Below are 24,130 nucleotides of genomic sequence, written 5' to 3' on the forward strand. Positions count from 1 at the left end.
GCCCGGTCAGGGCGGGTCAGCCCTGCTGGTGCCAGGTGTTCTGCTGCTGGTAGCCGTGGTTCTGGTCGTACATCGGCTGCTGCGGGATGCCCTGGGTGTGCGGGTCGGGCTGGGGCTGCCACTGCTGGGGCTGCTCCTGGGCGGTCTGGTCCCAGGCCTGCTGGTGCTGCGGCTGCTGCTGGTAGCCCGCGTACGGGTCCTGCTGCTGGTGCTGCTGCTGGTAGCCGCCGTACGGGTCGGGCTGCTGCTGGGGGTAGCCGCCGTAGGTCTGCTGCTGGTCGTAGGCGTAGGCGGGCTGCTGCTGGGTCTGCCACTGCTGCTGGTCGTAGCCGGCCTGGTAGGCGGGGGCGTACGGGTCCTGGGGCTGCTGCTGGACCTGCGGCTGCTGCTGCTCGTAGTACCCGGGGGCGTAGACGCCGTCCTGGGCGAGCTCCTGCATCTCGAAGGCGGCGGTCTGCTCGACCTCCGGCACCTCGTCGGGCACCGGGGAGGGCAGCGGGGTGGGCAGCGGCGCGGGGGCCGGGGTCTCCTCGACGGGGCTGACCTCGCCGACCCGCCTGCGGGCGACCGCGGCGGCCGCCACCGCGGCGGCGCCGCCGGTGAGGGCGCCGAGCAGCGGCACCTTGGCGAGCGGGCCGGGCAGGCTGCCATCGGGCTTCCGCAGGGACCAGCCGGTCTGGTGGCCGCGCTTGACCGAGAGGGTGACGAAAGCCTGTCCGACCGCGAACAGCGCGGCGCCGGCCCCGATCACCACGACCGAGCCGAGGACCATCCCGGCGGCCACGCCCAGGAAGCCGGCCAGGGCCAGGACCCGCCAGTGCAGCGGTGCCCGGTTCTGCAGCAGCACCTCCGCGACCAGCCAGAGCGCCACCACCGCCAACGCGACGTACAGCAGCAGGTATCCGATGCCCATCCGCCCCGCTACCTCCAGTCGCGTACCCGCGCGTGTGCGCCGCGCGTGTGCGGCGACTGTACCGGTTCAACGGCCGGGGTACCGCATCGCGTTCCCGCCGCCCGGGCACCGGCCGCACACGACCGAGCCCGCCACCGTCGGTACGGTGACGGGCTCGTGAACACCCGGCGTCGGCGCGGCGGGAGCAGGCCCCCGCAGCGCCCGCTCAGCGCTGGTGCAGCCCCAGGTTCTGGTAGATCTCCAGCGTCGCCGTCGAGTGGTTCAGCGTGATGAAGTGCAGACCCGGCGCGCCCTCGGCGAGCAGGCGCTCGGCCATCGCGGTGGCGTGCTCCATGCCGATGGCCCGCAGCGCCGCCGGGTCGTCGATGGCCGCCCGCAGGCGGGCCTCCAGGTCGACGGGGAAGGCCGAGCCGCTGAGCTGCGGGAAGCGCTCCAGCTGCTTGGCGTTGGTGACCGGCATGATCTCCGGGATGATCGGCGTCTCGCAGCCGGCGGCCGCCACCCGGTCGCGCAGCCGCAGGTAGTCGTCCACCTCGAAGAACATCTGGGTGATCGCGTAGTCGGCCCCGGAGCGGATCTTCGCCACGAAGTGCCTGATGTCCTCGTCCCAGTCGGTCGAGCGCGGGTGCATGTTCGGGGAGGCCGCGACGCCGACGCAGAAGTCGCCGATCCCCTTGATCAGCTCCACCAGCTCGTACGCGTAGGTGACGCCCTCGGGGTGCTTGACCCACTCGCCCATCGGGTCGCCGGGCGGGTCGCCCCGGACCGCGAGGACGTTGCGCACGCCCTGGTCGGCGTACTGGCCGATGATGTTGCGCAGCTCCGCGATCGAGTGGTCCACCGCGGTGAGGTGGGCGACCGGGGTCAGGGTGGTCTCGGTGGCGATCCGGCCGACCATGTTGACGGTGCGCTCGCGCGAGGAGCCGCCGGCGCCGTACGTCATGCAGACGAAGTTGGGGTCGAGCGGTTCGAGCCGGCGGATGGCGTCCCAGAGCTTCTGCTCGCCGGCCTCGGTGCGGGGCGGCATGAATTCGAAGGAGAAGGAGCGCTTGCCGGCCGCCAGGAGTTCGCGCACCGTCAGTGCGCGATCCGTTCTCGTGGAAGCGATTCCGAGTGCCATGCTGGCAGGCTATCCGGCGTTCGAAGGGGCCGGACAACCGTATTCCATCTATTGAGACAACTGATGGAAGACGTTCCGTTTCGCCCCGGAACGGCTCCGCCGCCCCTCCCCCGCACCCCGGGCCGAGCCGCTCGCACAGCCGTTCCCGGCCGCACCGCTACGCTTGCTGCACCCCAGAGAACCAGCGGAGCCCCATCGTGACCTCGTCCAGCACCCGGCCGGCCAGCCCCGGTTCGGCCCTCAGTGCGGCCACCAGTGCGGCCGGCAACGCGGCCGGCAGTGCGGCCAACCCCATGGACGTGGAGGACGTCCGCACCCGTGTCAACGCGGCGCTCGCCGCGTTCATGGACGGCCAGTCCGTGCTCCTCGACAAGATCTCGCCCCAGCTGGCCCCCGCCGCCGACGCGCTGCGCGACTTCCTGCTGGACGGCGGCAAGCGGCTGCGCCCGGGCTTCTGCTACTGGGGCTGGCGCGGCGCCGGCGGCCCGGCCGCGGGCGCGACCGGCGAGGCGATCGCCAACGCGGCCGCCGCCCTGGAGCTGCTCCAGGCCAGCGCCCTCGTCCACGACGACCTGATGGACCGCAGCGACACCCGCCGCGGCCTGCCCTCGGTCCACCGCCGCTTCGAGGCGCTGCACCGCGACAGCGGCTGGCGCGGCGACCGCGAGCAGTACGGCGCCTCGGCCGCGGTGCTGCTCGGCGACCTGCTGCTGATCTGGTGCGACGAGCTGTTCCTGCGCTCCGGCCTGGAGCCCGCCGCCGTGCTGGCCGCCAAGCCGGTGTTCGACCTGATGCGCACCGAGGTCATGCTCGGCCAGTACCTGGACGTGCTGGAGCCGGTGGCCGGCGACTCGACGGACGAGGGCGCGCTGGAGCGGGCGCAGACCGTCCTGCACTACAAGTCCGCGAAGTACACCATCGAGCGGCCGCTCCAGGTGGGCGCGCTGCTGGCCGGCGCCGGGCCGGAGCTGGTCGAGGCGTACGGGGCGTTCGGGCTGCCGCTGGGCGAGGCCTTCCAGCTGCGCGACGACCTGCTCGGCGTCTTCGGGGACCCGGCGGTCACCGGCAAGCCGGCCGGGGACGACCTGCGCGAGGGCAAGCGCACCCTGCTGGTCGCGCACGCGATGCGGGGCCTGCCGGCCGCCGACGCCCGGCACCTGGACGAGCGGCTGGGCGCGCCGGACCTGGCGGCCCCGGAGGTCGCCGAGCTGCGCGGGCTGGTCGCCCGCAGCGGGGCGCCGGAGCTGGTGGAGCGCCGGATCGAGGAGCTGATGCGGCAGTCGCTGGCCGCGCTGGCGGCGGCGCCGCTCGCCGACGAGCGGGCCCGTACGGTGCTGCTGGCACTGGCCGAGGCCGCCACCGTCCGCAAGTACTGAACGTACTGACGGGCGGCGACGGCCTCGGGCCGGTCCTGCGGGGTCCCACCGAGACCCGGGACGCCGCTCAGAGCGCGGCGCGCACCCGGCGGGACAGCTCGGCGGCGGCCGCCCGGGGGTCCGCCGCGGCCGTGATGGCCCGCACCACGACGACCCGGCGGGCACCGGCGGCGAGCACCTCGTCCAGGTTGCCGAGGTCGATCCCGCCGATCGCGAACCACGGCCGGTCGGTGTCCCGCTTCGCCGCGTACGAGACCAGGCCGAGGCCCGGGGCCGGGCGGCCCGGCTTGGTCGGGGTCGGCCAGACCGGGCCGGTGCAGAAGTAGTCCACCCCGGGCTCGGCGATCGCCGCGTCCACCTCGGACTCGGCGTGGCAGGAGCGGCCGATCAGCACGTCCTCGCCGAGGATCGCCCGGGCGGCCGGCACCGGCAGGTCGTCCTGGCCGAGGTGCAGCACGTCCGGCCGGGCCGCGTGGGCGACGTCGGCGCGGTCGTTGACGGCCAGCAGCTTGCCGTGCCGGCGGCAGGCGTCGGCGAAGACCTCCAGGGCCTCCAGCTCCTGCCTGGCCTCCAGGCCCTTGTCGCGCAGCTGGACGATGTCCACCCCGCCCGCCAGCGCCGCGTCCAGGAACTCGGCGAGGTCGCCCTGCTCCCGGCGGGCGTCGGTGCACAGGTACAGCCGGGCGTCGGCGAGCCCGGCGCGCGGCGTGTCCGCCGCCATCAGATCAGCATCGCCTGGGCGCGGCGCTTCACCTCGGTGCCGCGGTTCTCCCGCAGCGCCTGGATCGGGCTGCCGGGCAGCGACGGGTCCTCGGTGAAGAGCCACTCCAGGATCTCCGCGTCGTTGTACCCGCAGTCCCGCAGGACGGTCAGGGTGCCGGACAGGTGCTTGACCAGGCCCGGGCCGTCGATGAACGCGGCCGGGACCTGCAGCGACTTGTTGGGGCCGCGCCGGACGGCGATCAGGCCGCCGTTCTTGACCAGGTCACGCACCTCGGTGACCCGGACCCCCCACTGCTCCGAGATGTCGGGCAGGTACATCCAGTCGGTGACCAGGGATTCAATCTTGCTTTCGATCTCACTCACGCCACCAGACTGCCACCTCCGCGGCCCACCGCGCACCAGACCTGCCCCGCGCCTACCCCGCGACGGCCGCCTTCAGCGGTACCGCGGGGTCGGCCGCCCGGGCCGGGTCCAGCGCGGTGCCGCGCTCGATCAGCCGCCGCCCCTGGGCCAGGTCGCGCGGCCGGTCGACGGTCAGCAGCGCGCTCGGCACGCCGTCGCGCAGCCAGAGCACCGACCAGTCGGCGCCCCGCGGGTCGCCGCGCCGGACCAGCTCGTCGCCCTCGGCGTGCCGGCCGGCGTACTGGACCATCCGCCCGAACTGCTCGGACCAGAAGTACGGCACCGGGTCGTAGGCCGGCGCGTCCGCGCCCAGGACGGCGGCGGCCACCGCCTCGCCGGACCGCAGCGCGTGGTCCCAGTGCTGGACGGCCAGCCGGGCGCCGGCCCGGGCCGAGGGGTAGCTGACGCAGTCGCCGGCCGCGAAGACGCCGGGCACCGAGGTGCGCAGCCGCCCGTCCACGACGACGGCGCCGGTCGCGTCCAGCTCGACCCCGGAGCCGGCCAGCCAGCCGGTCGCGGGGCGGGCCCCGATGCCGACCACCACCTCGTCGGCGGGCAGGTGCGAGCCGTCCGCCAGCAGCACCGCGCCGGGCTCGACGGCGGCCACGCCGACCCCGCAGCGCAGCTCGACCCCGGCCTCGGCGTACCAGGCGGCCATCGCCGAGCCGAGCTCCGTCGGCAGCGCGCCGGGCAGCGGCGCCGGGCCGGCCTCGACCACCGTCACCTCGCAGCCCGCCGCGCGGGCCGCGGTGGACACCTCGGCGCCGATCCAGCCCGCGCCGACCAGCACCAGCCGCAGCCCGGGGCGCAGCAGCGCGCGCAGCGCCAGGGCGTCGTCCAGGGTGTGCAGCAGGTGCGCCCGCTCGGCGCCGGGCAGGGCGCGCGGCACGGCACCGGTGGCGATCACCAGCGAGCCGTACGGGAGGTCGCCGCCGTCGGTGTGCAGCACGCCGGGGGTGAGGCCGGTGGCGCGGCGGCCGGTGAGCAGCTCGATGCCGAGCTGCCCGTAGTCGATGTCCAGGGCGGTGGAGTCGGCCTTGCCGAGCAGCACGTCCTTGGAGAGCGGCGGCCGGTCGTACGGCGCGTGCGGCTCCTCGCCGACCAGCGTGATCCGCCCCTGCCGGCCGCCCTGCCGCAGCTTGAGGGCGCACTGCGCCCCGGCCAGCCCGGCTCCGACGACGACCACCCGATCCGTTCCGCTCAGCTCTGCCACGCCCGCCACTGTACTCAGCGCGACGCGGCGGCCTCCGGGCCGTCCGCCCCGCGTACGGGCCTTCGGCCGGGCCGATCCCCGGCGTTAAGGTGGGAGGACCACACGGGAGCCCGGCGGACCGGGCTGAGAGGCGGGCTGACACGGCCTGCGACCGTCCGAACCTGATCCGGGTCATACCGGCGAAGGGAGAAGAGCAGCCTTGTCACGCTTGCCATCAGGCACCCATGCCGACGTGCTGGTGATCGGCGGGGGCGTCATCGGCCTCGCCGTCGCCTGGCGCACCGCGCGGCGCGGGGCGCGGAACGTGATCGTGGTCGACCCCGCCCACGGCGGCGGGGCCGCCGGGGTCGCGGCCGGGATGCTCGCCCCGGTCACCGAGCTCCAGTACGGCGAGGAGCCGCTGCTGCGCCTCGGGATGGCCTCGAACGAGCGGTACGAGGCCTTCGCCGCCGAGCTCTCCGAGGCGAGCGGCGGCCTGGACACCGGCTACCGCCGCTGCGGCACGATCGCCGTCGCGCTGGACTCCGACGACCGCGAGGAACTGCGCGAGCTGTACGCCTTCCACCAGCGGCTGGGCCTGGACTCGACCTGGCTGACCGGCCGGGAGGCCCGCAGGCTGGAGCCGATGCTGGCCCCCGCCGTCCGCGGCGCCCTGCACGCCGCGGACGACCACCAGGTGGACCCCCGGCGCCTGCTCACCGCCCTGGTCGCCGCCTGCGGGCGCGCGGGCGTCCTGCTGCACCGCGCCGAGGCCGTCGAGCTGCTGGTCGAGGACGGCCGCGCGACCGGCGCCCGGCTGAGCACCGACGAGACGGTGACCGCCGACCAGGTCGTGCTCGCCGCCGGCCCGCACAGCCACCGGCTGCCCGGTCTGCCCGAGGGGGTGCTGCCCGCGATCCGCCCGGTGAAGGGGCAGGTGCTGCGGCTGCACGTGCCGGAGGCCTACCGGCCGTTCCTCTCCCGCAACGTCCGCGCCGTGGTCCGCGGCCGGCACCTGTACCTGGTCCCCCGGGAGAACGGCGAGCTGGTCGTCGGCGCGACCACCGAGGAGCAGGGCTACGACACCACCGTCACCGCCGGCGGGGTGTACGAACTCCTGCGGGACGCCCACGAGTTGGTCCCGGGGATCACCGAACTCCCGCTGCGCGAGACCTCCGCCGGGCTGCGCCCCGGCTCGCCGGACAACGCCCCGCTGCTGGGCCCGACCCCGCTGCCCGGGCTGGTCGCCTCCACCGGCCACTACCGCAACGGCGTGCTGCTCACCCCGGTGACCGCCGACCTGGTCTCCGAGTACCTGGTCACCGGTGAAGTCCCCGAGCTCGCAAGGCCGTTCACCCCCACCCGGTTCTCCTCCGAATCCCCCGTCGCGAAGGCCTCCGCATGACCGAGATCGCCCTGACCGAGAACGCCCCGCACGAGCACGCCGTGCACGAGGACGCCCTGACCCCGGCCGCCCCGGCCGAGATCGCCCTGACCGTCAACGGCGAGCCCCGCCGGGTGCCCGCCACGACCACCCTCGCCGAGCTGGTGGCCTCCGTCAGCGCCGCCAACACCGGTGTCGCCGCCGCGCTCAACGAGGCCGTGGTGCCGCGCGGTTCGTGGCCCGGGACGGCACTGGGCAGCGGCGACCGGATCGAGATCCTCACCGCCGTCCAGGGAGGCTGAACCATGGCCGACGATCTGCTGGCCATCGCCGGGACGGCCTTCTCCTCCCGGCTGATCATGGGCACCGGCGGCGCCCCCAGCCTGGAGGTCCTGGAGCGCGCCCTGCTCGCCTCCGGCACCGAGCTGACCACCGTCGCGATGCGCCGGGTCGACGCCACCACCCAGGGCTCCGTCCTGGACGTGCTGACCCGCAACGGCATCCGGGTGCTGCCCAACACGGCCGGCTGCTTCACCGCCGGCGAGGCCGTGCTGACCGCCCGGCTGGCCCGCGAGGCGCTCGGCACCGACTGGGTCAAGCTGGAGGTGATCGCCGACGAGCGCACCCTGCTGCCCGACCCGATCGAGCTGCTGGACGCCGCCGAGACGCTGGTCGACGACGGCTTCACCGTCCTGCCGTACACCAACGACGACCCGGTGCTGGCCCGCAAGCTGGAGGACGTCGGCTGTGCGGCCATCATGCCGCTGGGCTCGCCGATCGGTTCGGGCCTGGGCATCCGCAACCCGCACAACTTCCAGCTGATCGTGGAGGGCGCGGGCGTCCCGGTGATCCTGGACGCGGGCGCCGGCACCGCCTCCGACGTGGCGCTGGCGATGGAGCTGGGCTGCGCCGCGGTGATGCTCGCCTCCGCGGTGACCAGGGCTCAGGACCCGGTGCTGATGGCCGAGGCGATGCGGCACGCCGCCGAGGCGGGCCGGCTCGCCCACCGGGCCGGCCGGATCCCGCGCCGCTTCCACGCCGAGGCCTCCTCCGCGATGGCCGGCCGGGCCGACCTGGACACCCGCGAGCACCCGGCGTTCTGAACCGTCGCGCATGTCACAAGCCGGTCCCGGAGGCGGTGTCCGCCGGGACCGGGCGGTCCCGCACCCTAGACTCTCCGAGTGGACATGGCACTGCACGACCCCCTGATCGGCGCCCTGCTCGACAACCGGTACCGGGTCGAGCAGCGGATCGCGACCGGCGGGATGTCCACCGTCTACCGGGGCACCGACACCCGGCTGGACCGGGTGGTCGCGCTCAAGGTGATGCACCCCTCGCTGGCCGGTGACGAGGGCTTCACCGCCCGCTTCATCCGCGAGGCCAAGGCGGTCGCCAGGCTCACCCACCCCAACGTGGTCAACGTCTTCGACCAGGGCGCGGACGGCGGCCACGTCTTCCTCGCCATGGAGTACGTGCCCGGCCGCACCCTGCGCGACCTGCTGCGCGACCGCGGCGCGCTGTCCGTCCGGGCCGCGCTGGACGTGCTGGAGCCGGTGCTCGCCGCGCTCGGCGCCGCCCACCGGGCCGGGCTGGTCCACCGCGACGTCAAGCCCGAGAACGTGCTGATCACCGAGGGCGGCCTGGTCAAGGTCGCCGACTTCGGCCTGGTCCGGGTGCTCGGCAGCGCCGACGGCGCGCCCACCTCGACCACCACCGCGACCGGCGGCACGGTCATGGGCACCGTCTCCTACCTGGCCCCCGAGCAGATCCTCCCGGACGCCCCCACCGACCAGCGGGTGGACGTCTACGCGTCCGGCATCCTGCTGTACGAGATGCTCACCGGCCGCCGCCCGCACACCGGCGACAACCCCGTCCAGGTCATGTACAAGCACCTGCACGAGGACGTCCCGGCCCCCTCGCTGGTCGCCCCCGCCGTCGGCCCCGAGCTGGACGCGATAGTGGCCGCCGCCTGCGCCCGGTCCGCCGGCGCCCGCCCGTACGACGCGGTCGAGCTGCTCGCCGCCCTCCAGCGGGTGCGCCGCACCCTCGCCCCGGCCGCGCTGGACGCCGAGCCGCCGGCCTCCACCCGCCCCAGCCCGCGCTACCCGACCAGCGAGCCGACCTCGGTGATCCAGCCGCTGCCGCGGCCCGCCGAGGCCCCGCCGACGGAGCGCACCAGCGTGCTGGACATGCCGCCGGAGCTGATGGACGAGCTGCTCGCCGAGCCGCGCCCGTACGACGAGCCGGCCCCGGTGCACCGGCGCCGGCCCCGGCCGGGCCCGCTGCGCCGCCTCCCCCGCCGGACGCTGGTCTGGACGGCCGCGCTGGCCGCGCTGGTGCTGGCGATCGGCGGTGTCACCTACGGGATCTCCGAGGGGCTGTACGGCTCGGTGCCGGGCGTGCTCGGCAAGGACCGGGCCGAGGCGCAGCGGGTCCTGGACAAGGAGGGCCTGCACGGCAGGTTCGTCGAGGTGTTCAGCGAGTCCGTCCCGTCCGGGCAGGTGATCGCCACCGACCCCGGTGTGGGCGCGCGCACCCGCAAGAGCGACAGCGTCACCGTCACCCTCTCCAAGGGCCCCAAGCGGATCGCGGTGCCGGACCTCACCGGGAAGAGCGCCGCCGACGCCGCCGCGGCCCTGACCGGCGCCCAGCTGACCAGGGGCGGCGTGACCGAGACCTACGACGACACGGTGCCCGAGGGCTCGGTGATCAGCAGCTCGCCGGCGGCCGGGCAGCTGCTGCAGGAGAACAGCGCGGTGTCGCTGGTGGTCAGCAAGGGCATGGTGCCGGTCCCGAACGTCACCGGGATGGGCAAGGACGAGGCGCAGAAGGCGCTCCAGGCCGCGGGCTTCACCATGCAGACCAGCGGCTGGGACGTGTTCGGCGCGGTCACCTCCTCCGGCCAGAGCCCGGCGGCGGGCGAGCGGCGCCCGCAGCGCAGCGTGGTGACCGTCAAGTTCTCGCTGTTCTAGGCCCCGGGCGGGCTCAGCGCAGCGGCCCGTCGCCGGGCTCCTCCTGGTAGGAGTAGCGCTGCTCGCCCCAGGGGTCGGCGAGGTTGTGGTAGCCGCGCTCCTCCCAGAAGCCGCGCCGGTCGGCCCGCATGTACTCGACCGCGCGCACCCACTTGGGGCCCTTCCAGGCGTACAGCCGCGGCACCACCAGCCGGACCGGGAAGCCGTGTTCGGCGGTGAGCGCCTCGCCGTTGCGGTGGGTGGCGAGCAGCGTGCGCGGGTCGGCGAAGTCGGCGAGGCGCAGGTTGGCGCTGTAGCCGTACTCGGCCCAGACCATGACGTGGGTGACGCCCGGCGCCGGGGGCACCAGGTCGAGCACGGCGGCGGCCGACACGCCCGTCCACTCGTTGCCGAGCACCGAGAACTTGGTCACGCAGTGCAGGTCCCCGACGACGGTGCTGCGCGGCAGGGCGCCGAAGGCCTCGAAGTCCCAGCTGTGCTTCTCCGCCGAGGCGGTGGCGCCGAACACCTGGAGGTCCCAGGTCAACGGCTTGAAGCGGGGCACCGGCCCGTAGTGCAGGGCGGGCCAGCCGCGCTGCGCGCGCTGTCCCGGGGGGAGCCTCGGGTCAGACGGCGGAAGCGGTTCGTGTTTCGACTGACCCATGGATCCATGGTGACAGACGGCGGACGAGCCTCGGCGCGCGCCCCTTTGCGCGGATCCGCGCCCCTGCCCGTACGGCCCAGCGGTCGGCCGCCCACCAGCACGTTTCACCATGAATCGGATATTCCGACACATGTCCTAGTGAGTGTGAACTTACTGGAATTTCCTCCCAAAGCGGTGCCAGGATGCGCAGCGCAGGACTCAGTACCGGACCCACCGCAGGACTTCACGCAGGACTCAGCGCAGGACACACGGCAGCACGAGTGCAGGAGGCATCACCATGCAGGGCGATCCCGAGGTCGTCGAGTTCCTCAACGAGCAGCTCACCGCCGAGCTGACCGCGATCAACCAGTACTTCCTGCACGCCAAGATGCAGGAGAACTTCGGCTGGACGAAGCTCGCCAAGTACACCCGGCACGAGTCCTTCGACGAGATGAAGCACGCCGAGACGCTCACCGACCGGATCCTGTTCCTGGAGGGGCTGCCCAACTACCAGCGGCTGTTCCACGTCCGGATCGGCCAGACGGTCAAGGAGATGTTCGAGGCGGACCGCCAGATCGAGGTCGAGGCGATCGACCGGCTCAAGCGCGGGATCGTGGTGATGCGGGCCAAGAACGACGTCACCTCGGCGAACATCTTCGAGGACATCCTGGCCGACGAGGAGCACCACATCGACTACCTCGACACCCAGCTGGAGCTGCTGGAGAAGCTCGGCGAGGCGCTCTACCTCGCCACGGTGATCGAGCAGCCGGAGTCCTGAGGCCGCGGCCCGCTCTGGCCACCCGGCCCGGTCAGGCCGCCCGGTTCGCTCGGGTCACCCGCAGCGGGACCACCGGGGCGGCCTCCGGGGCCGGAGCGGACGGCGCCGCCGGGTCCTCCGGGTCCGCGAGGCCGAGCTTCGCGGCCAGCCGGGCGGTCGGGCAGGGGCGGGCGCCGTGCTCGCCGAGCAGCGCCTGGATGCGCCGCACGCAGGACCCGCAGTCGGTGCCGGCCCGGCAGCCCTTCGCTATCTGGCGCGGGGTGTTGGCACCGCCGTCGATCGCCTTCTTCACCTGGTCCTCGGTGACCGCATGGCACATGCACACGTACATCGCGGTCTCTCCCGGGAGTGAAGCGGAGTGGATCTTGACTAAGGTCAGCCTTAGTTCACTGAGGCTTACCTTACCCGGCGAAACGGGTACGAAAAAGCCCCTCCGGGCTCGGGGACACCGAATCCGGAGGGGCCTTCGTCACATCGGACGGGCACCGGGCCTACTGGCCGCGGTACATCTCCGCCACCAGGAACGCCAGGTCCAGCGACTGGCTGCGGTTGAGCCGCGGGTCGCAGGCCGTCTCGTAGCGCTGGTGCAGGTCGTCCACCAGGACCTCGTCGCCGCCGCCGACGCACTCGGTGACGTCGTCGCCGGTCAGCTCCACGTGGATGCCGCCCGGGTGGGTGCCGAGCGCGCGGTGCACCTCGAAGAAGCCCTTGACCTCGTCCAGGACGTCGTCGAAGCGGCGGGTCTTGTGCCCGCTGGAGGCCTCGAAGGTGTTGCCGTGCATCGGGTCGCAGATCCACACCGGCCGGGCGCCGGAGGCGGTGACCTTCTCCACCAGGGTGGGCAGGTGCTCGCGGATCTTGCCCGCGCCCATCCGGGTGATGAAGGTCAGGCGGCCGGGCTCGCGCTCCGGGTCCAGCTTCTCGATCAGGGCGAGCGCGTCGTCGACCGAGGTGGTCGGGCCGAGCTTGACGCCGATCGGGTTGCGGATCTTCGAGGCGAACTCGATGTGCGCGTGGTCCAGCTGCCGGGTGCGCTCGCCGATCCACACCATGTGGCCGGAGACGTCGTACAGCTCGCCGGTGCGCGAGTCCACGCGGGTCAGCGCGGTCTCGTAGTCCAGGACCAGCGCCTCGTGCGAGGAGAAGAACTCGACCGCCTTGAACTCCTCCGGCACCACGCCGCAGGCGCTCATGAACGCCAGGGCGTTGTCGATCTCCCGGGCGAGCTGCTCGTAGCGCTGGCCGGCCGGCGAGTTGCGGACGAAGTCCTGGTTCCAGGCGTGCACCTGGCGCAGGTCCGCGTAGCCACCGGTGGTGAAGGCGCGCACCAGGTTGAGCGTCGCGGCGGACGCGTTGTACATCCGCTTCAGGCGCTCGGGGTTCGGGATGCGGGACTCGGGGGTGAACTCGAAGCCGTTCACCGAGTCGCCCCGGTAGACCGGCAGGGTCACGCCGTCGCGGGTCTCGGTCGACTTGGAGCGCGGCTTGGAGTACTGGCCGGCGATGCGGCCGACCTTCACCACCGGCACCGAGGCCGCGTACGTCAGTACGGCGGCCATCTGGAGCAGCGTCTTCAGCTTGTTGCGGATGTGCTCCGCCGAAACGCCGTCGAAGGCCTCGGCACAGTCACCGCCCTGGAGGAGGAAGGCCTCCCCGCGCGCCACGGCTCCGAGCCGGGCGCGCAGCTGGTCGCACTCGCCGGCGAAGACGAGCGGCGGATAGGACGCGAGCTCGGCAAGGGTCTTGCGCAGAGCCTCTTGGTCCGGCCATTCAGGCTGCTGCGCCGCGGGCAGGGACTGCCAGGAGTGGGCAGCCCTCGATGTCTCAGTCGTAGCGGTCACACCGCCAAGGCTACGGGGTGGCAGGAGTGACTCGTGCCTATTGCCCGAGGAATGAGACACATCTCGGACAAAGACGTGATGCCCCTCACCCGCCCCGACGCATCCGCTAGTCTCGAACCATGCACGCGCCCCACAGCCACTCCTGGTGGTGGGCCTCCCCCCAGGGTGGCCCACAACTGGCGCGTTCCTAGACGAACACGACGGCCGCCCCTCGGGGCGGCCGTCGGCGTCTGAGCAGACGGCCCTCCGGGAGCGGACCTTGCACCGCCTCTCACCAGTCCACCCGGAAGGAAGCCGTTCCCGTGACCACCGCTGTCGACCTGCTCGCCCGTCTCACCGGCCCCGATGCCCCCGCGTTCGCCCTGCTGCACCGTCGCACGCCCCGGCTCAGCCCGGACACCGTCGAGGTGCTGCTGGGCACCGTCGACAGCTACGAGCACCTCGCCGACCTGCCCGTACGCAGCGGCCCACCGGCCGGCGGCGGCCCGGTGCACGACCTGCTCGCGCTCGTCCCGTACCGCCAGATCCGCGAGCGCGGCTTCGAGGCGCACGACGACGACACCCCGCTCCAGGCCCTCTCGGTGACCGAGCAGCACGCCCTGCCGTTGGCCGAATTCACCTACGCCCTACCGAAGTTGCCGGTCTCACTTGCCGGTGGCGGGTTCGATGTGGACGACGACGCGTACGCCGCGATCGTCCGCCGGGTGATCCAGGACGAGATCGGGAACGGCGAGGGCGCCAACTTCGTCATCCGGCGCGACTTCCACGCGACGATGGAGGACTTCTCCCCCGAGCTCGCGCTGACGCTCTTCCGGCGGCTGCTGGAGCAGGAGCGCGGCGCGTACTGGACCTTCCTGGTGCACACCGGCGACCGGGTCCTGGTCGGCGCCTCCCCCGAGGTGCACGTCCGGCAGAGCGGCGGCACCGTCGTGATGAACCCGATCTCCGGCACCTACCGCTACCCGGCCGGCGGCTCCGACCTCGACTCGCTGCTCCAGTTCCTGCACGACCCCAAGGAGTTGGAGGAGCTCACCATGGTCGTGGACGAGGAGCTCAAGATGATGTGCACGGTCGGCGACCTCGGCGGCCAGGTGCTCGGGCCCCGGCTCAAGGAGATGGCCCACCTCGCCCACACCGAGTACGAGCTGCGCGGGCGCACCTCGCTGGACGTCCGCGACGTGCTCCGCGAGACGATGTTCGCGGCCACCGTCACCGGCAGCCCGGTCGAGAACGCCACCCGGGTGATCAAGCGCTACGAGCCCACCGGACGCGGCTACTACTCCGGCGCGCTCGCCCTGATCGGCCGCGCCGCCAGCGGCGGGCAGCTGCTGGACTCGCCGATCTGCATCCGCACCGCCGACATCGACCCGGCCACCGGCCGACTGGTCGTCCGGGTCGGCGCCACCCTGGTGCGCCACTCCGTCCCGGAGTCCGAGGTCGCCGAGACCCACGCCAAGGCCGCCGGGGTGCTCACCGCGATCGGCGCCCGGCCCGCGCCCACCCGGCTGCCCCACCCGACCGGGCCCCGGCTCGCCGACGACCACCGGGTGCAGGCCGCCCTGGACTCCCGCCGGGCCGACCTCGCGCCGTTCTGGCTGCGGATGCAGCAGCCGGCCGAGATCACCGAGGCCGAGCCGACCCTGGTCGTGGACGGCGAGGACACCTTCACCTCGATGCTCTCCCACCTGCTCGGCTCGCTCGGCCACCGGGTGGCGGTGGCCCGCTACGACGAGCCGGGGCTGCGCGAGCGGGTCGCGGCGCACCGGGGCGCGCTGGTGCTCGGCCCCGGCCCGGGCGACCCGGCGCTCGCCGACGACCCCAAGATGGTGCTGCTGCGGCCGATCGTCGCGGACGCGCTGGCCGCCGTCCGCTCCGGCGCCCGCACCTCGCCGCTGCTCGCGGTCTGCCTGAGCCACCAGCTGCTGGCCGCCGAACTCGGGCTCCCGCTGGGCCGCAAGGCCGTCCCGTACCAGGGGGCGCAGGAGCGCATCGACCTGTTCGGCGCCAAGCGCACGGTCGGCTTCTACAACACCTTCACCGCGCGCTGCTCGGAGGCCGACGCGGCGCGGCTCCTCGGCGAGGGCGTCGAGGTCTCCCGGGACGCCGCCACCGGCGACGTGCACGCGCTGCGCGGGCACGGCTTCGCGGGGCTCCAGTTCCACCCGGAGTCGGTGCTCACCCGTGACGGGGTCGGCATCGTGGCGGGCCTGCTGCGCGAGGCGACGGCCGCGCTGCGCTGAGCCGGCGGCGCGGCCCCGGGCGGATGTGCCCCGCCCGGGGCCGCGCCGTCCGACGGGGCGGCGCCGTGGAGCAGGCCGGGCGGCGCTCAGATCTCGTCGTCCAGGCCCTGCTCGATGGCGTACCGGACCAGCTCCACCCGGTTGTGCAGCTGCAGCTTCCCGAGCGTGTTCTGCACGTGGTTCTGCACCGTCCGGTGCGACAGCACCAGCCGGTCGGCTATCTGCCGGTACGACAGTCCCTTGGCCACCAGCCGGAGCACCTCCGTCTCCCGGGCGGTCAGCTGCGGGGCGGCCGGCGCCGAGGCCGGGGCCGGCTCGGCGGCCAGCCGGCGGAACTCACCGAGCACCAGGCCGGCCAGGCCCGGGGTGAACACCGCGTCGCCGACGGCCGTGCGGCGCACCGCGTCCAGCAGCTCCTCCCGCCCGGCCGACTTCACCAGGTAGCCGGTCGCGCCGGACTTCACCGCCTCCAGCACGTCCTGGTGCTCGCCGCTCGCCGACAGCACCAGCACCCGGACCGCCGGGTCGTGCGCGACCACCTGGCGGCACACCTCCGCGCCGGACAGGCTGGGCAGGTTGAGGTCCAGCACGACCACCTGCGGCGTGCAGGCACGGGCCCGGCGCACGGCCTCCTCGCCGTCGCCCGCGGTGGCCACCACGTCCAGTCCGGCCTCGGCGAGGTCGCGCGAGACGGCGTCCCGCCACATCGGGTGGTCGTCCACCACCATCACCCGCACCGGCCGGTCGGCGGTCGGCTGGTCGGTCATCGGCTGGTCGGTCATGGAGTGGCCTTCCTCGGGACGCGCAGTTCGACCTCGACGCCCTCCCCGGGCGCCGAGTACAGCTCGGCCGTGCCGCCGAGGTCCAGCAGCCGGCCGCGGATGGACTGGGAGACGCCGAGCCGCCCGGCCTGCTCCGCCTCGCCGAGCCGGCCGGGGGCGAAGCCGGGGCCGTCGTCGCGGATGCTGACCGTGACGGCCTCCGGCTCGTCCTCGACCAGGATCCAGGCCCGGGCCCGCTCCCCGGCGTGCTTGCGCACGTTGTCGACGGCGGCGCCGACCGCCGCCGCGAGCTCGCCCGCCGCCGCACCGGGCAGCGGCACCGGGGTGCCGGGGGCGGAGAGCGTGATCCGCTCGTCCGCGTACGGGCGCAGCAGCGCGGTGAGGTCGCGCGGGGCGTCCGGGTCCGGCGGCTCGGCGGCGTCGGACCGCGGCGCGCGCTGCTCCGGCAGCGGACCGCCCGTCATCAGGGCCCGCAGCGCGCGCTCCTGTTCACCGGCCAGCCGGCCGAGCTCGGCGAAGTCCGTACCGGAGCCCGTCCCGCCGCCCGGCTCCGTACCGCTCAGCTCCGCGCCGCGCCGCTGGACCAGGGCGAGCACCTGGAGCACGCCGTCGTGGATGTCCCGGGAGAGCCGCTCGCGCTCCCGGGTGGCCGCCTCGACCTGGAGCGCCCGGGTGAGGGTGGCCTCGCTGGCCCGGGCCAGCTCGATCACGTAGCCGATCGCGCAGCCGGCCACCATCAGCAGCACGATGTTGTGGATGTTGTCGCCGGTCGGCCCGCCGTGGCCGAGGATGTTGGCGACGCCGATCACCGAGCCCGAGGCCGCCGCCGGGCGCCAGCCGCCCTTCGCGGCGAAGCCCAGCACCGTGCCGGCCGCCCAGATGGTCGGCAGGGTGGGCGCGCCGTGGCTGATCCGGGCCGGGGAGTCGGTCATGCCGCTCATCACGATGCCGGTGACGGCGAGGGCGAGGTCGGTGCCCAGGACGAACCGGGTGCAGCGCTGCGGGTTGGCGAAGGCCCGGGTGCTGGCCAGGGTCCACAGGGTCAGCGCGCCGAGGAAGATCCAGCCGGCCACCGGGTGCAGGAAGTGCAGGTACGAGTTGAAGTACCGCAGCAGCGCGTAGCACAGGGCCAGCACCCGGAAGTAGGAGATCGCCTTCCAGAGCGGGAGTTCGACGGACATGCCGCCGGCCGCCACCGTGCCGCCGACCGCGCCGGCTCTGCCGCCGTCGTCCGTCATCCGCCCCGCCCCTCCCCGGGCCGTTCCGGGCGGCCGCTCGGAGCGGCCGCCCGGACGCCTACTCCGGCTTCTCCGGCTTCTCCGCGGTGCCCGCCCCGGCGGACTTCTCGGCCTCGGCCGCCTTCTCCGCCTCGGCGGCCCGCTCGGCCTTCTCCGCCTTCTCGGCCTCGGCCGCCTCCGCCTTCTCCGCCTTGGCGGCGGCCCGGCGCTCGGCGTCGGCCTTCTTCTTGTCCTCGGCGATCTGCCGCTTGGCGGCGGTCGCGTAGATGTCCACGTACTCCTGGCCGGAGAGCCGCATGATCTCGTACATCACCTCGTCCGTCACCGAACGGAGGATGAAGCGGTCGTTCTCCATGCCGTGGTAGCGGGAGAAGTCCAGCGGGCGGCCGATCCGGATGCCGGGGCGGATGCCGAAGTTGGGGACCACCTGGCCGGGCGGCTGCACCTTCTCGGTGTCGATCATGGCGACCGGGATCACCGGGGCGCCGGTGGCCAGCGCGACGCGGGCCAGGCCGCCGACCTTGCCGCGGTACAGCTTGCCGTCGGGCGAACGGGTGCCCTCGGGGTAGACGCCGAACAGCTCGCCCTCCTCCAGCACCGCGATGGCGCTGCGGATCGCGGCCTCGCCGGCGCCGCGCACGCCCGAGCGGTCCACCGGCAGCTGGCCGACGCCCTTGAAGAACGCGGCGGTCAGCCGGCCCTTGAGGCCCGGGGTGTTGAAGTACTCGGCCTTCGCGATGAAGGTGACCCGGCGCTTGATCAGCGCGGGGAAGAAGAACGAGTCCGAGAAGGACAGGTGGTTGCTCGCGATGATCGCCGCACCCTCGGTGGGGATGTTCTCCTCGCCCTCGATCCAGGGCCGGAAGAAGATCCGAAGCAGTGGCGCGACGATCATCTTCATCAGTCGGTAGAACAACCCGGGCCTCCTGTTATGCGGACCGGTCGATCCTAATGCCCCGCGGCCGCCCGCTGTGCCCGGCCCCGCCGAAGCGGCCGTACCCGGCCTGCTCGTAGGGGGTGTACGACCCGGCGCGGAGCGTGGGACGATGCGAATTCGCAGCACCTCCCCTCCAGCGTCCCCTCCCCCAGCGCCACCCGCCCGCGAAGGAGTCCGCCATGCCGTTGCTGCCCGGTGCCGAGCCGTACCGCCACCGCGGCGGACCGGTGGGGGTGCTGCTCTGCCACGGCTTCACCGGCTCGCCGCAGTCGCTGCGGCCGTGGGCCGACGAGCTGGCGGCGGCCGGTCACACCGTGTCGCTGCCGCTGCTGCCCGGGCACGGCACCCGCTGGCAGGACATGCAGCTCACCCGCTGGGAGGACTGGTACGCCGAGGTCGAGCGGGAGCTGCTGGCGCTCGCCGAGGAGTGCGAGCAGGTCTTCGTCTGCGCGCTGTCGATGGGCGGCGCGCTGGCGCTGCGGCTCGCGGCGCTGCACGGGCCGACGGTCTCCGGCCTGGTGCTGGTCAACCCGTCGGTGCGCTCGGACACCCCCGCGAGCGCGCTGCTGCCGGTGCTGCGCCACCTCGTCCCCAGCCTGCCCGGGGTCGCCAATGACATCGCCCGGGCCGACGTGACCGAGGTCGGCTACGACCGCACCCCGCTGCACGCCGCCTGGTCGCTGAGCCTGCTGTGGCGGGAGGTCCAGCGGCTGCTGCCGGAGGTGACCCAGCCGGTGCTGCTCTTCCACAGCCCGCAGGACCACGTCGTCTCGCCGGCCAACTCGGAACTGGTGCTGGCCCGGATATCCTCGACGGACGTGACGGAGCGGCTGTGCCAGCGCAGCTTCCACGTCGCGACGCTGGACCACGACGCGGCGGAAATATTCGCGGCCGGCCAGGACTTCATCCGACGGCTGGCTCCCGCGCACGCGGCGGGCGTCACCCGGGTCGAATCCGACGATCACCATGGCTGAAGGGCCGGAAGTGCACGAGAGCAGCACGGCGGGCGGCGGGGACGAGACTCCCCGCGAGGACGGCGCGACCAAGGACGGCGGGACGAACGCCGCCGCCCCGGGCGGTGCGCCGACGGACCGTACCGGCCCGGACGGCACCCCGACGCCCCCGCCCGTCCAGGACGTCGCCGGGGGCTCCGCCGGGAACACCGCCGAGGGCGCCCCGGGGGAGGCCGCCGAACGCCGCCCGCGCCGCGCGCCCGAGCGCAGCCAGGCCGAGCAGGACGCGATCTTCGCCGCCCTGGTGGCCCAGTTCGACGACCCGGTCGACCTCAACAACCCGAACTGGCCCGAGGTCGAGAACCTCCGGGCGCAGAACGAGCTCAAGGGCGGCCACAAGGAGGGCGGCCCCGGCGGTCGCGGCGACCAGGACGACCTCTCCGACCTCGCCCCCCAGCCCCGCCCCCGCTCCGGCCGGCCGGTGATGCCGGCGGGCGGCGCGGGCCCGCGCGACTTCGAGCTGGCCGAGGAGACCGACGAGGGCCACTTCGTCCCGCCGGAGCCCCCGCCGCTGCCGCCCGCCGACGTGACCGCCAAGTTCGCCTGGCTGGCGGTGCTCGGCGGCCCGGCGCTGCTGCTGGTCGACGCGGTGGTCTGGCGGGAGATCTCCGGCTGGCCCGCCTGGGTGGGGATCACCGCCTTCCTCGGCGGCTTCGTCACCCTGGTCGCGCGGATGAAGGACCGTGACGAGGACGAGCCGGAGGACCCGGACCACGGCGCCGTGGTCTAGCCGTCCGTCCGGCCGCCCGTCACGCTGTCCGGTCGGCCGGTCGGCCGGCCGGCAGTTCGAGGACGGCGAGCACCGGCAGGTGGTCGGTCGCGGCCCGCAGGTCGGCCTCGGTGACACCGGGCAGCCCGTGCGGCACCCCGCAGCCGAGGACGGTGATCCCGGGCGTGGCGAAGACGGCGTCGATCCGCTGGTAGGGGCGCTCCGGTACGGAGGTGAACTCGCCTCCCCAGGGCGCGGTCGGGTACCCGTCCTGGAGCCGGGAGGCCAGCAGCCGCCAGCCCGACCCGTCCGGGTGCTCGTTGAAGTCCCCTGCCACGATGCCTAGTTCGGCGATCCCGAGCTGGTCGAGCAGCAGCTCGAACTGCCCGTACCGCTCCTCCTGGTCCAGGCTGAGGTGGCAGCTGGTGACGGTGAACGGCGCCGTGCCGGGCAGCCGCAGCAGCGCACTGGCGAAGCCCCGGGCGTGCAGGCCGCGGGTCTTGGGCAGCAGCCGGTCGTGCACCCCCAGCAGTTCCACCGCGCCGGGCCGGCCGAGCAGCAGCGGGCCCGCGGCGGTGCGGCCGCCGCCGGCCAGGACGGCCGTCCCGGTGCTCCGGGCCAGCCAGGCGGCCTGGCCCTCGGGCCGCCAGTAGCGCGGGGACTCCTGAATGCAGACCAGATCAGGCTCGCAGGCCCGGATCACCCGGGCCAGCGCCCGCCGGTCGTCGCGCAGCGAGCGGATGTTGTAGCTGAGCAGGCGCAGCCGGCCCGGGCCGGGCGGCGGCAGCGGCTCGGCCCGTACGGCGGTCGCGGCAGGCCCGGGCTCGGCCTCGGCGGTCGTGGTCGCGGCGCTCATGGTCCTCCCCTGGGCGGTCACCGGAACGCTCCGACCGTACGCGGCCGGGCCGGGACGTGCGACGGCGGCGGTGCGTCCGGGAGCGGTCGGGGCCCGGTCGCACCGCCGCCGGCGGGCTCGAAGGGGTACGGCGGTTACGGGACGCGGGCGAGGTCCGCCGCGCCGACGATGCCGGCGGCGGAGCCCATCGAGGCCAGTACGACCTCGGCGCGCGGCCGGTGCACCCCGCCGGTCAGGTAGTGCTCGAAGGCCTTGGCGACCGGGTCGAGCAGCAGTCGGCCGGAGTCGGAGACGCCGCCGCCGAGCACGAAGACGGCCGGGTCGAACAGCGCGGCGAGGTCGGCCATGCCGCGGCCCAGCCAGTCGGACAGCTCGGCGTAGCACTCCAGGGCGAGCGGGTCGCCCTCCTCGGCGGCCTGGGTGATGTGGATGCCGCGGATGGTCTCGGCCACGCCGTCGTTGAGCTCCAGCATCCGGTGGCCGCGCTGCGGGTCGGCGGCGGCCTTCTCCCGGCCGTAGCGGCGCAGCGCGCGCCCGGAGCCGTACTGCTCCCAGCAGCCCTTGCCGCCGCAGCCGCAGGCCAGGCCGTCGGGGACCATGTTGAGGTGGCCGATCTCGCCGGCCACGCCGAAGCGGCCGCGGTGCAGCCGGCCGTCCAGGACGATGCCGCCGCCGATGCCGGTGCCGACGGTGATCAGCACCATGTCCTGGTGGTCGGCGGCCGCGCCGAAGCGGAACTCGGCCCAGGCCGCGCAGTTGGCGTCGTTCTCGACGACGGTGGACAGGCCGGTGAGCTCCTCGACCCGCCCGCGCAGCGGCTCGTTCTCCCAGTCGATGTTGGGGGCGAAGATCACCGTGGAGCGGTTGCTGTCGACGAAGCCGGGGGCGCCGACGCCCACCGCGGTGACGTCGGGGTGCTCCTCCTTGAGCTCGCGCACGGCCTGCGCGATGGCGTCGACCGCCCACTGCGGGTCGGCCGGGGTGGGCACCCTGGTCCGGGCCAGGATCGCGCCCGCCTCGTCGACCACGCCTGCCGCGATCTTGGTCCCGCCGACATCGACGCCGATGGTCAGAGCCATGTGTCCCTCAGCTATTCACTCGTTCCGCTGGACGGAACGCTACCGCCCAACCCGGCCCCCGTACACAGCCTCGCATACATTATCCGAAGACAACTCTGGGCCGACGCGGCCGGGATGCTTCAAAAGTCGTATCTAATCTCCTTCTTCGTGACGTACGAGAGCAGCGCGATCACCCTCCGGAAGTCACGGTTTCACTGCTTGGCGGACGGCCCGTCAGCCTCGTCAAAGCCGGAGCCACGGCCGCCGTCGCCGTCGCCGTCGAGGTCGATCTTCTCCGTCGGCGCGCCCTGCCCGGCGGTCCAGCGGCTCTCGTGCCCGGCCACGGCGGCGCGGTAGGCGGCCAGCAGCTCACTGCCCGCGGCGGCCAGCCCGGTGCCGGCGGCGGCGAGGTGGGAGTAGACCTCCGGCTGCTGGGTGCGCAGCTTGTCGGCCAGCCCGGAGAGGGTGATCAGGGTGGTGGCGCTCGCCTCCTGGGCCTTGTCGCCGAGCGCACCGGCGAACCGGCGCACCTCGTCCACCAGCGGGCCCAGCTCCGGGCCGAACGGGTGCCCCTGGCCGCCCTGCTCGCCGTCCGGCCGGCCGCCGGGCTCGGTGCGGTCGTCGGTGCTGGTCATCGCGGGCGCCTCCTCAGCCGTGGCCGCACCCCGCGGCCCTCCGGCCCGACGCTACCCGACCGGCCGGGCCGCCCGGAAAGCCGCCGAACCCGGCCCAGGGCCCGCCGGAGCCCCGACCGAATCCGGCCGGTCCCTCCGCCGAACCCCCCGTCAGCCCCGGGGCCAGAGCGCCGGGTCCGGCGCGAACCGCACCGAGAGCACGCCGTCGTGCAGCCCCGCCCCGGCCACCGTGCAGCGGCGCAGCGCGGACGGCAGGGTGAGCACCCGGCGGTGGGTGCCGACCCCGACGACCAGGTCGTCGCCCCGGCGGACCAGGTCCAGCTCGGAGCGGTCGGCGCCGGGCAGGTCGAGGTGCCAGACCAGCAGGCCCTCCTCGGCGAGCCGGTCCTCGACCGGCCAGGGCTCGGGGGCGAGCCGCCCGGGCCCGTCCCCGTCGCCGTAGAGCCGGTCGGCGACGGCCTCCAGGGTGGCGTCGTCCAGGCCGGCGACCAGCACCGGGGCGTCGGTCTCGGCGGCGAGCCCGGTCAGCTCCTCCTGCCGGCGGCGGGCCAGGGCGGCCAGCCACGGGTCGGGCGAGGAGGCGGCGGCCGCGGGCAGCGCGCCGTGCACCACCACGGCGTCCGGCCGGTGCCCGTGCAGGGCGAGCCCGGCCCGGATCCGGCGCAGCTCCGTGTACGGGTGGCCGTCCGCCCGGACGACCAGCCGGACGCTGGTGCCGGGGTCGGTGAGCGCGGCGCGGGACTCGGCCAGTGCCGCGGCGGCCTTGGTGCGCCCCTCGTACAGCCAGTCGGCGGGCATCGGGACGCCGGCCAGCCCGGCCAGCAGCGGGCGCAGCGCCCGGGCGGCCTGCCGCTGCTCGGGGACGAGCCGGTCCAGGTAGCGGGCGAGCTGTTCGGGCAGGGCGAGGGCGGCGATCAGCTCGGCGGGCGGCGGGGCGAGCACGACCAGGACGTCCTGGTCGGCGGCGGGCAGGGCGCGCAGCAGGGCGAGCCGGGCGATACCGGGGAGGGCGGTGAGCTCCTCGGGGTCGAGCTGTTCGGCGCCGAGCAGGTCGAGGGCGGGCTTGAGCCGGCCGGTGAGCGCGCCGACGGCGTAGCGGAAGGCGGCCTGCTCGTCGATCCGGGAGACGGTCAGGCCCGGTGCGTGGTGGAGCGGTTCGGGCTCCAGCCGGGTGCCGAGGGCGGAGTCCAGGGCACGGTGCGGGTCGTCGGCGGCCAGCAGCCAGGTGCGGTGGCCGCGCCGGGCGGCGTGCAGGGCGGTGGCGGCGGCCACCGTGGGTGCGCCAGCGTCGCCGCTGACCAGGATGGTGCGTGTCGCCGTCATGCCGTCCGGCCCCCGT

The 24,130-nt window shown here is 74.4% G+C and carries 24 protein-coding genes and 1 riboswitch; of the genes, 9 read left to right on the forward strand and 15 right to left on the reverse strand.

Annotated elements, in window-relative coordinates; all coding sequences use genetic code 11:
* Nucleotides 1-16: 16 nt before the first annotated feature.
* Both ACWDD9_RS08470 and metF read right to left on the reverse strand, forming a co-directional pair.
* Nucleotides 17-913, reverse strand: a complete 897-nt coding sequence (locus tag ACWDD9_RS08470; protein ID WP_449811152.1) for a hypothetical protein — start codon at nucleotides 911-913, stop codon at nucleotides 17-19.
* Nucleotides 914-1,118: 205 nt separating this feature from the next.
* Nucleotides 1,119-2,033 (reverse strand): methylenetetrahydrofolate reductase [NAD(P)H], encoded by a 915-nt coding sequence (gene metF / locus ACWDD9_RS08475; RefSeq protein WP_049651933.1) that lies wholly within the window; start codon nucleotides 2,031-2,033, stop codon nucleotides 1,119-1,121.
* Nucleotides 2,034-2,230: 197 nt separating this feature from the next.
* Here metF and ACWDD9_RS08480 point away from each other — a divergent pair, with 197 nt between their 5' ends.
* Nucleotides 2,231-3,409: a polyprenyl synthetase family protein gene (locus ACWDD9_RS08480; protein WP_449811153.1), complete on the forward strand. Its 1,179-nt coding sequence runs from the start codon at nucleotides 2,231-2,233 to the stop codon at nucleotides 3,407-3,409.
* Nucleotides 3,410-3,476: 67 nt separating this feature from the next.
* Here ACWDD9_RS08480 and thiE read toward each other — a convergent pair whose 3' ends face one another.
* The 3 genes from thiE to ACWDD9_RS08495 are packed head-to-tail and all read right to left on the reverse strand — an operon-like array spanning nucleotide 3,477 to nucleotide 5,756.
* The gene (gene thiE, locus ACWDD9_RS08485; RefSeq protein WP_117487444.1) at nucleotides 3,477-4,130 is read right to left on the reverse strand and encodes a thiamine phosphate synthase; all 654 of its coding nucleotides are present in this window, start codon (nucleotides 4,128-4,130) and stop codon (nucleotides 3,477-3,479) included.
* Entirely contained in the window at nucleotides 4,130-4,495 is a 366-nt protein-coding gene (locus ACWDD9_RS08490; RefSeq protein ID WP_049651935.1) for an Rv2175c family DNA-binding protein, read from the reverse strand. The genes thiE and ACWDD9_RS08490 overlap by 1 nt, the downstream gene beginning before the upstream one ends.
* A 52-nt stretch (nucleotides 4,496-4,547) precedes the next feature.
* Nucleotides 4,548-5,756: an NAD(P)/FAD-dependent oxidoreductase gene (locus tag ACWDD9_RS08495; RefSeq protein ID WP_387819653.1), complete on the reverse strand. Its 1,209-nt coding sequence runs from the start codon at nucleotides 5,754-5,756 to the stop codon at nucleotides 4,548-4,550.
* Nucleotides 5,757-5,839: 83 nt separating this feature from the next.
* Nucleotides 5,840-5,952, forward strand: a riboswitch (TPP riboswitch).
* Nucleotides 5,953-5,955: 3 nt separating this feature from the next.
* On the opposite strand from ACWDD9_RS08495, the gene thiO reads away from it, so the two are divergent.
* The 4 genes from thiO (at nucleotide 5,956) to pknB (ending at nucleotide 10,082) form a co-directional block, all read left to right on the forward strand.
* Nucleotides 5,956-7,131 (forward strand): glycine oxidase ThiO, encoded by a 1,176-nt coding sequence (gene thiO / locus ACWDD9_RS08500; protein WP_259316557.1) that lies wholly within the window; start codon nucleotides 5,956-5,958, stop codon nucleotides 7,129-7,131.
* Nucleotides 7,128-7,412, forward strand: a complete 285-nt coding sequence (thiS, locus tag ACWDD9_RS08505) for a sulfur carrier protein ThiS (RefSeq protein WP_449811154.1) — start codon at nucleotides 7,128-7,130, stop codon at nucleotides 7,410-7,412. Before thiO ends, thiS begins: the two co-directional genes overlap by 4 nt.
* Nucleotides 7,413-7,415: 3 nt before the next feature.
* Nucleotides 7,416-8,213 carry a thiazole synthase gene (locus ACWDD9_RS08510; protein ID WP_449811155.1) on the forward strand — a complete coding sequence of 266 codons (798 nt, stop codon included), beginning with the start codon at nucleotides 7,416-7,418 and terminating at the stop codon, nucleotides 8,211-8,213.
* A gap of 84 nt (nucleotides 8,214-8,297) precedes the next feature.
* Entirely contained in the window at nucleotides 8,298-10,082 is a 1,785-nt protein-coding gene (gene pknB / locus ACWDD9_RS08515) for a Stk1 family PASTA domain-containing Ser/Thr kinase (protein ID WP_449811178.1), read from the forward strand.
* Nucleotides 10,083-10,095: 13 nt separating this feature from the next.
* Here pknB and ACWDD9_RS08520 read toward each other — a convergent pair whose 3' ends face one another.
* Entirely contained in the window at nucleotides 10,096-10,725 is a 630-nt protein-coding gene (locus ACWDD9_RS08520; protein ID WP_375877453.1) for a molybdopterin-dependent oxidoreductase, read from the reverse strand.
* Nucleotides 10,726-11,002: 277 nt separating this feature from the next.
* Between ACWDD9_RS08520 and bfr the strand changes: the two genes are divergently transcribed.
* Nucleotides 11,003-11,482 (forward strand): bacterioferritin, encoded by a 480-nt coding sequence (bfr, locus tag ACWDD9_RS08525; RefSeq protein ID WP_449811156.1) that lies wholly within the window; start codon nucleotides 11,003-11,005, stop codon nucleotides 11,480-11,482.
* A 31-nt stretch (nucleotides 11,483-11,513) separates the two neighbouring features.
* Here the strand turns inward: bfr and ACWDD9_RS08530 are convergent, their stop codons facing one another.
* Nucleotides 11,514-11,813 carry a (2Fe-2S)-binding protein gene (locus ACWDD9_RS08530; protein ID WP_117487450.1) on the reverse strand — a complete coding sequence of 100 codons (300 nt, stop codon included), beginning with the start codon at nucleotides 11,811-11,813 and terminating at the stop codon, nucleotides 11,514-11,516.
* Nucleotides 11,814-11,973: 160 nt separating this feature from the next.
* Nucleotides 11,974-13,323: a class II 3-deoxy-7-phosphoheptulonate synthase gene (locus ACWDD9_RS08535; protein WP_049655382.1), complete on the reverse strand. Its 1,350-nt coding sequence runs from the start codon at nucleotides 13,321-13,323 to the stop codon at nucleotides 11,974-11,976.
* Nucleotides 13,324-13,625: 302 nt separating this feature from the next.
* On the opposite strand from ACWDD9_RS08535, the gene ACWDD9_RS08540 reads away from it, so the two are divergent.
* Nucleotides 13,626-15,563, forward strand: a complete 1,938-nt coding sequence (locus ACWDD9_RS08540) for an anthranilate synthase family protein (protein WP_049655384.1) — start codon at nucleotides 13,626-13,628, stop codon at nucleotides 15,561-15,563.
* Between the two features lie 86 nt (nucleotides 15,564-15,649).
* Here the strand turns inward: ACWDD9_RS08540 and ACWDD9_RS08545 are convergent, their stop codons facing one another.
* The 3 genes from ACWDD9_RS08545 to ACWDD9_RS08555 are packed head-to-tail and all read right to left on the reverse strand — an operon-like array spanning nucleotide 15,650 to nucleotide 18,499.
* Nucleotides 15,650-16,345, reverse strand: a complete 696-nt coding sequence (locus ACWDD9_RS08545; RefSeq protein ID WP_369808377.1) for a response regulator — start codon at nucleotides 16,343-16,345, stop codon at nucleotides 15,650-15,652.
* Nucleotides 16,342-17,583: a MacS family sensor histidine kinase gene (macS, locus tag ACWDD9_RS08550; protein WP_387819661.1), complete on the reverse strand. Its 1,242-nt coding sequence runs from the start codon at nucleotides 17,581-17,583 to the stop codon at nucleotides 16,342-16,344. Before macS ends, ACWDD9_RS08545 begins: the two co-directional genes overlap by 4 nt.
* A 58-nt stretch (nucleotides 17,584-17,641) precedes the next feature.
* A complete protein-coding gene (locus ACWDD9_RS08555; RefSeq protein ID WP_074000901.1) occupies nucleotides 17,642-18,499 on the reverse strand; it encodes a lysophospholipid acyltransferase family protein in 858 nt (285 codons plus the stop codon).
* Between the two features lie 200 nt (nucleotides 18,500-18,699).
* Between ACWDD9_RS08555 and ACWDD9_RS08560 the strand changes: the two genes are divergently transcribed.
* A complete protein-coding gene (locus tag ACWDD9_RS08560; RefSeq protein WP_449811157.1) occupies nucleotides 18,700-19,494 on the forward strand; it encodes an alpha/beta hydrolase in 795 nt (264 codons plus the stop codon).
* 10 nt (nucleotides 19,495-19,504) lie between these two features.
* Nucleotides 19,505-20,263: a hypothetical protein gene (locus ACWDD9_RS08565; RefSeq protein WP_053112481.1), complete on the forward strand. Its 759-nt coding sequence runs from the start codon at nucleotides 19,505-19,507 to the stop codon at nucleotides 20,261-20,263.
* 19 nt (nucleotides 20,264-20,282) lie between these two features.
* Here the strand turns inward: ACWDD9_RS08565 and ACWDD9_RS08570 are convergent, their stop codons facing one another.
* From ACWDD9_RS08570 to ACWDD9_RS08585, 4 genes are all read right to left on the reverse strand, one after another.
* The gene (locus tag ACWDD9_RS08570; RefSeq protein WP_449811158.1) at nucleotides 20,283-21,098 is read right to left on the reverse strand and encodes an endonuclease/exonuclease/phosphatase family protein; all 816 of its coding nucleotides are present in this window, start codon (nucleotides 21,096-21,098) and stop codon (nucleotides 20,283-20,285) included.
* 134 nt (nucleotides 21,099-21,232) lie between these two features.
* Nucleotides 21,233-22,177, reverse strand: coding sequence for an ROK family glucokinase (locus ACWDD9_RS08575; protein ID WP_049660648.1), 945 nt, complete (start codon nucleotides 22,175-22,177; stop codon nucleotides 21,233-21,235).
* 191 nt (nucleotides 22,178-22,368) lie between these two features.
* The gene (locus ACWDD9_RS08580; protein ID WP_049660650.1) at nucleotides 22,369-22,791 is read right to left on the reverse strand and encodes a DUF5304 family protein; all 423 of its coding nucleotides are present in this window, start codon (nucleotides 22,789-22,791) and stop codon (nucleotides 22,369-22,371) included.
* Between the two features lie 150 nt (nucleotides 22,792-22,941).
* Complete coding sequence (locus ACWDD9_RS08585) at nucleotides 22,942-24,114, reverse strand: ArsA family ATPase (RefSeq protein ID WP_375877460.1); 1,173 nt, start codon at nucleotides 24,112-24,114, stop codon at nucleotides 22,942-22,944.
* Nucleotides 24,115-24,130 lie beyond the last annotated feature (16 nt).

Source organism: Kitasatospora sp. NPDC001119, assembly GCF_053598475.1.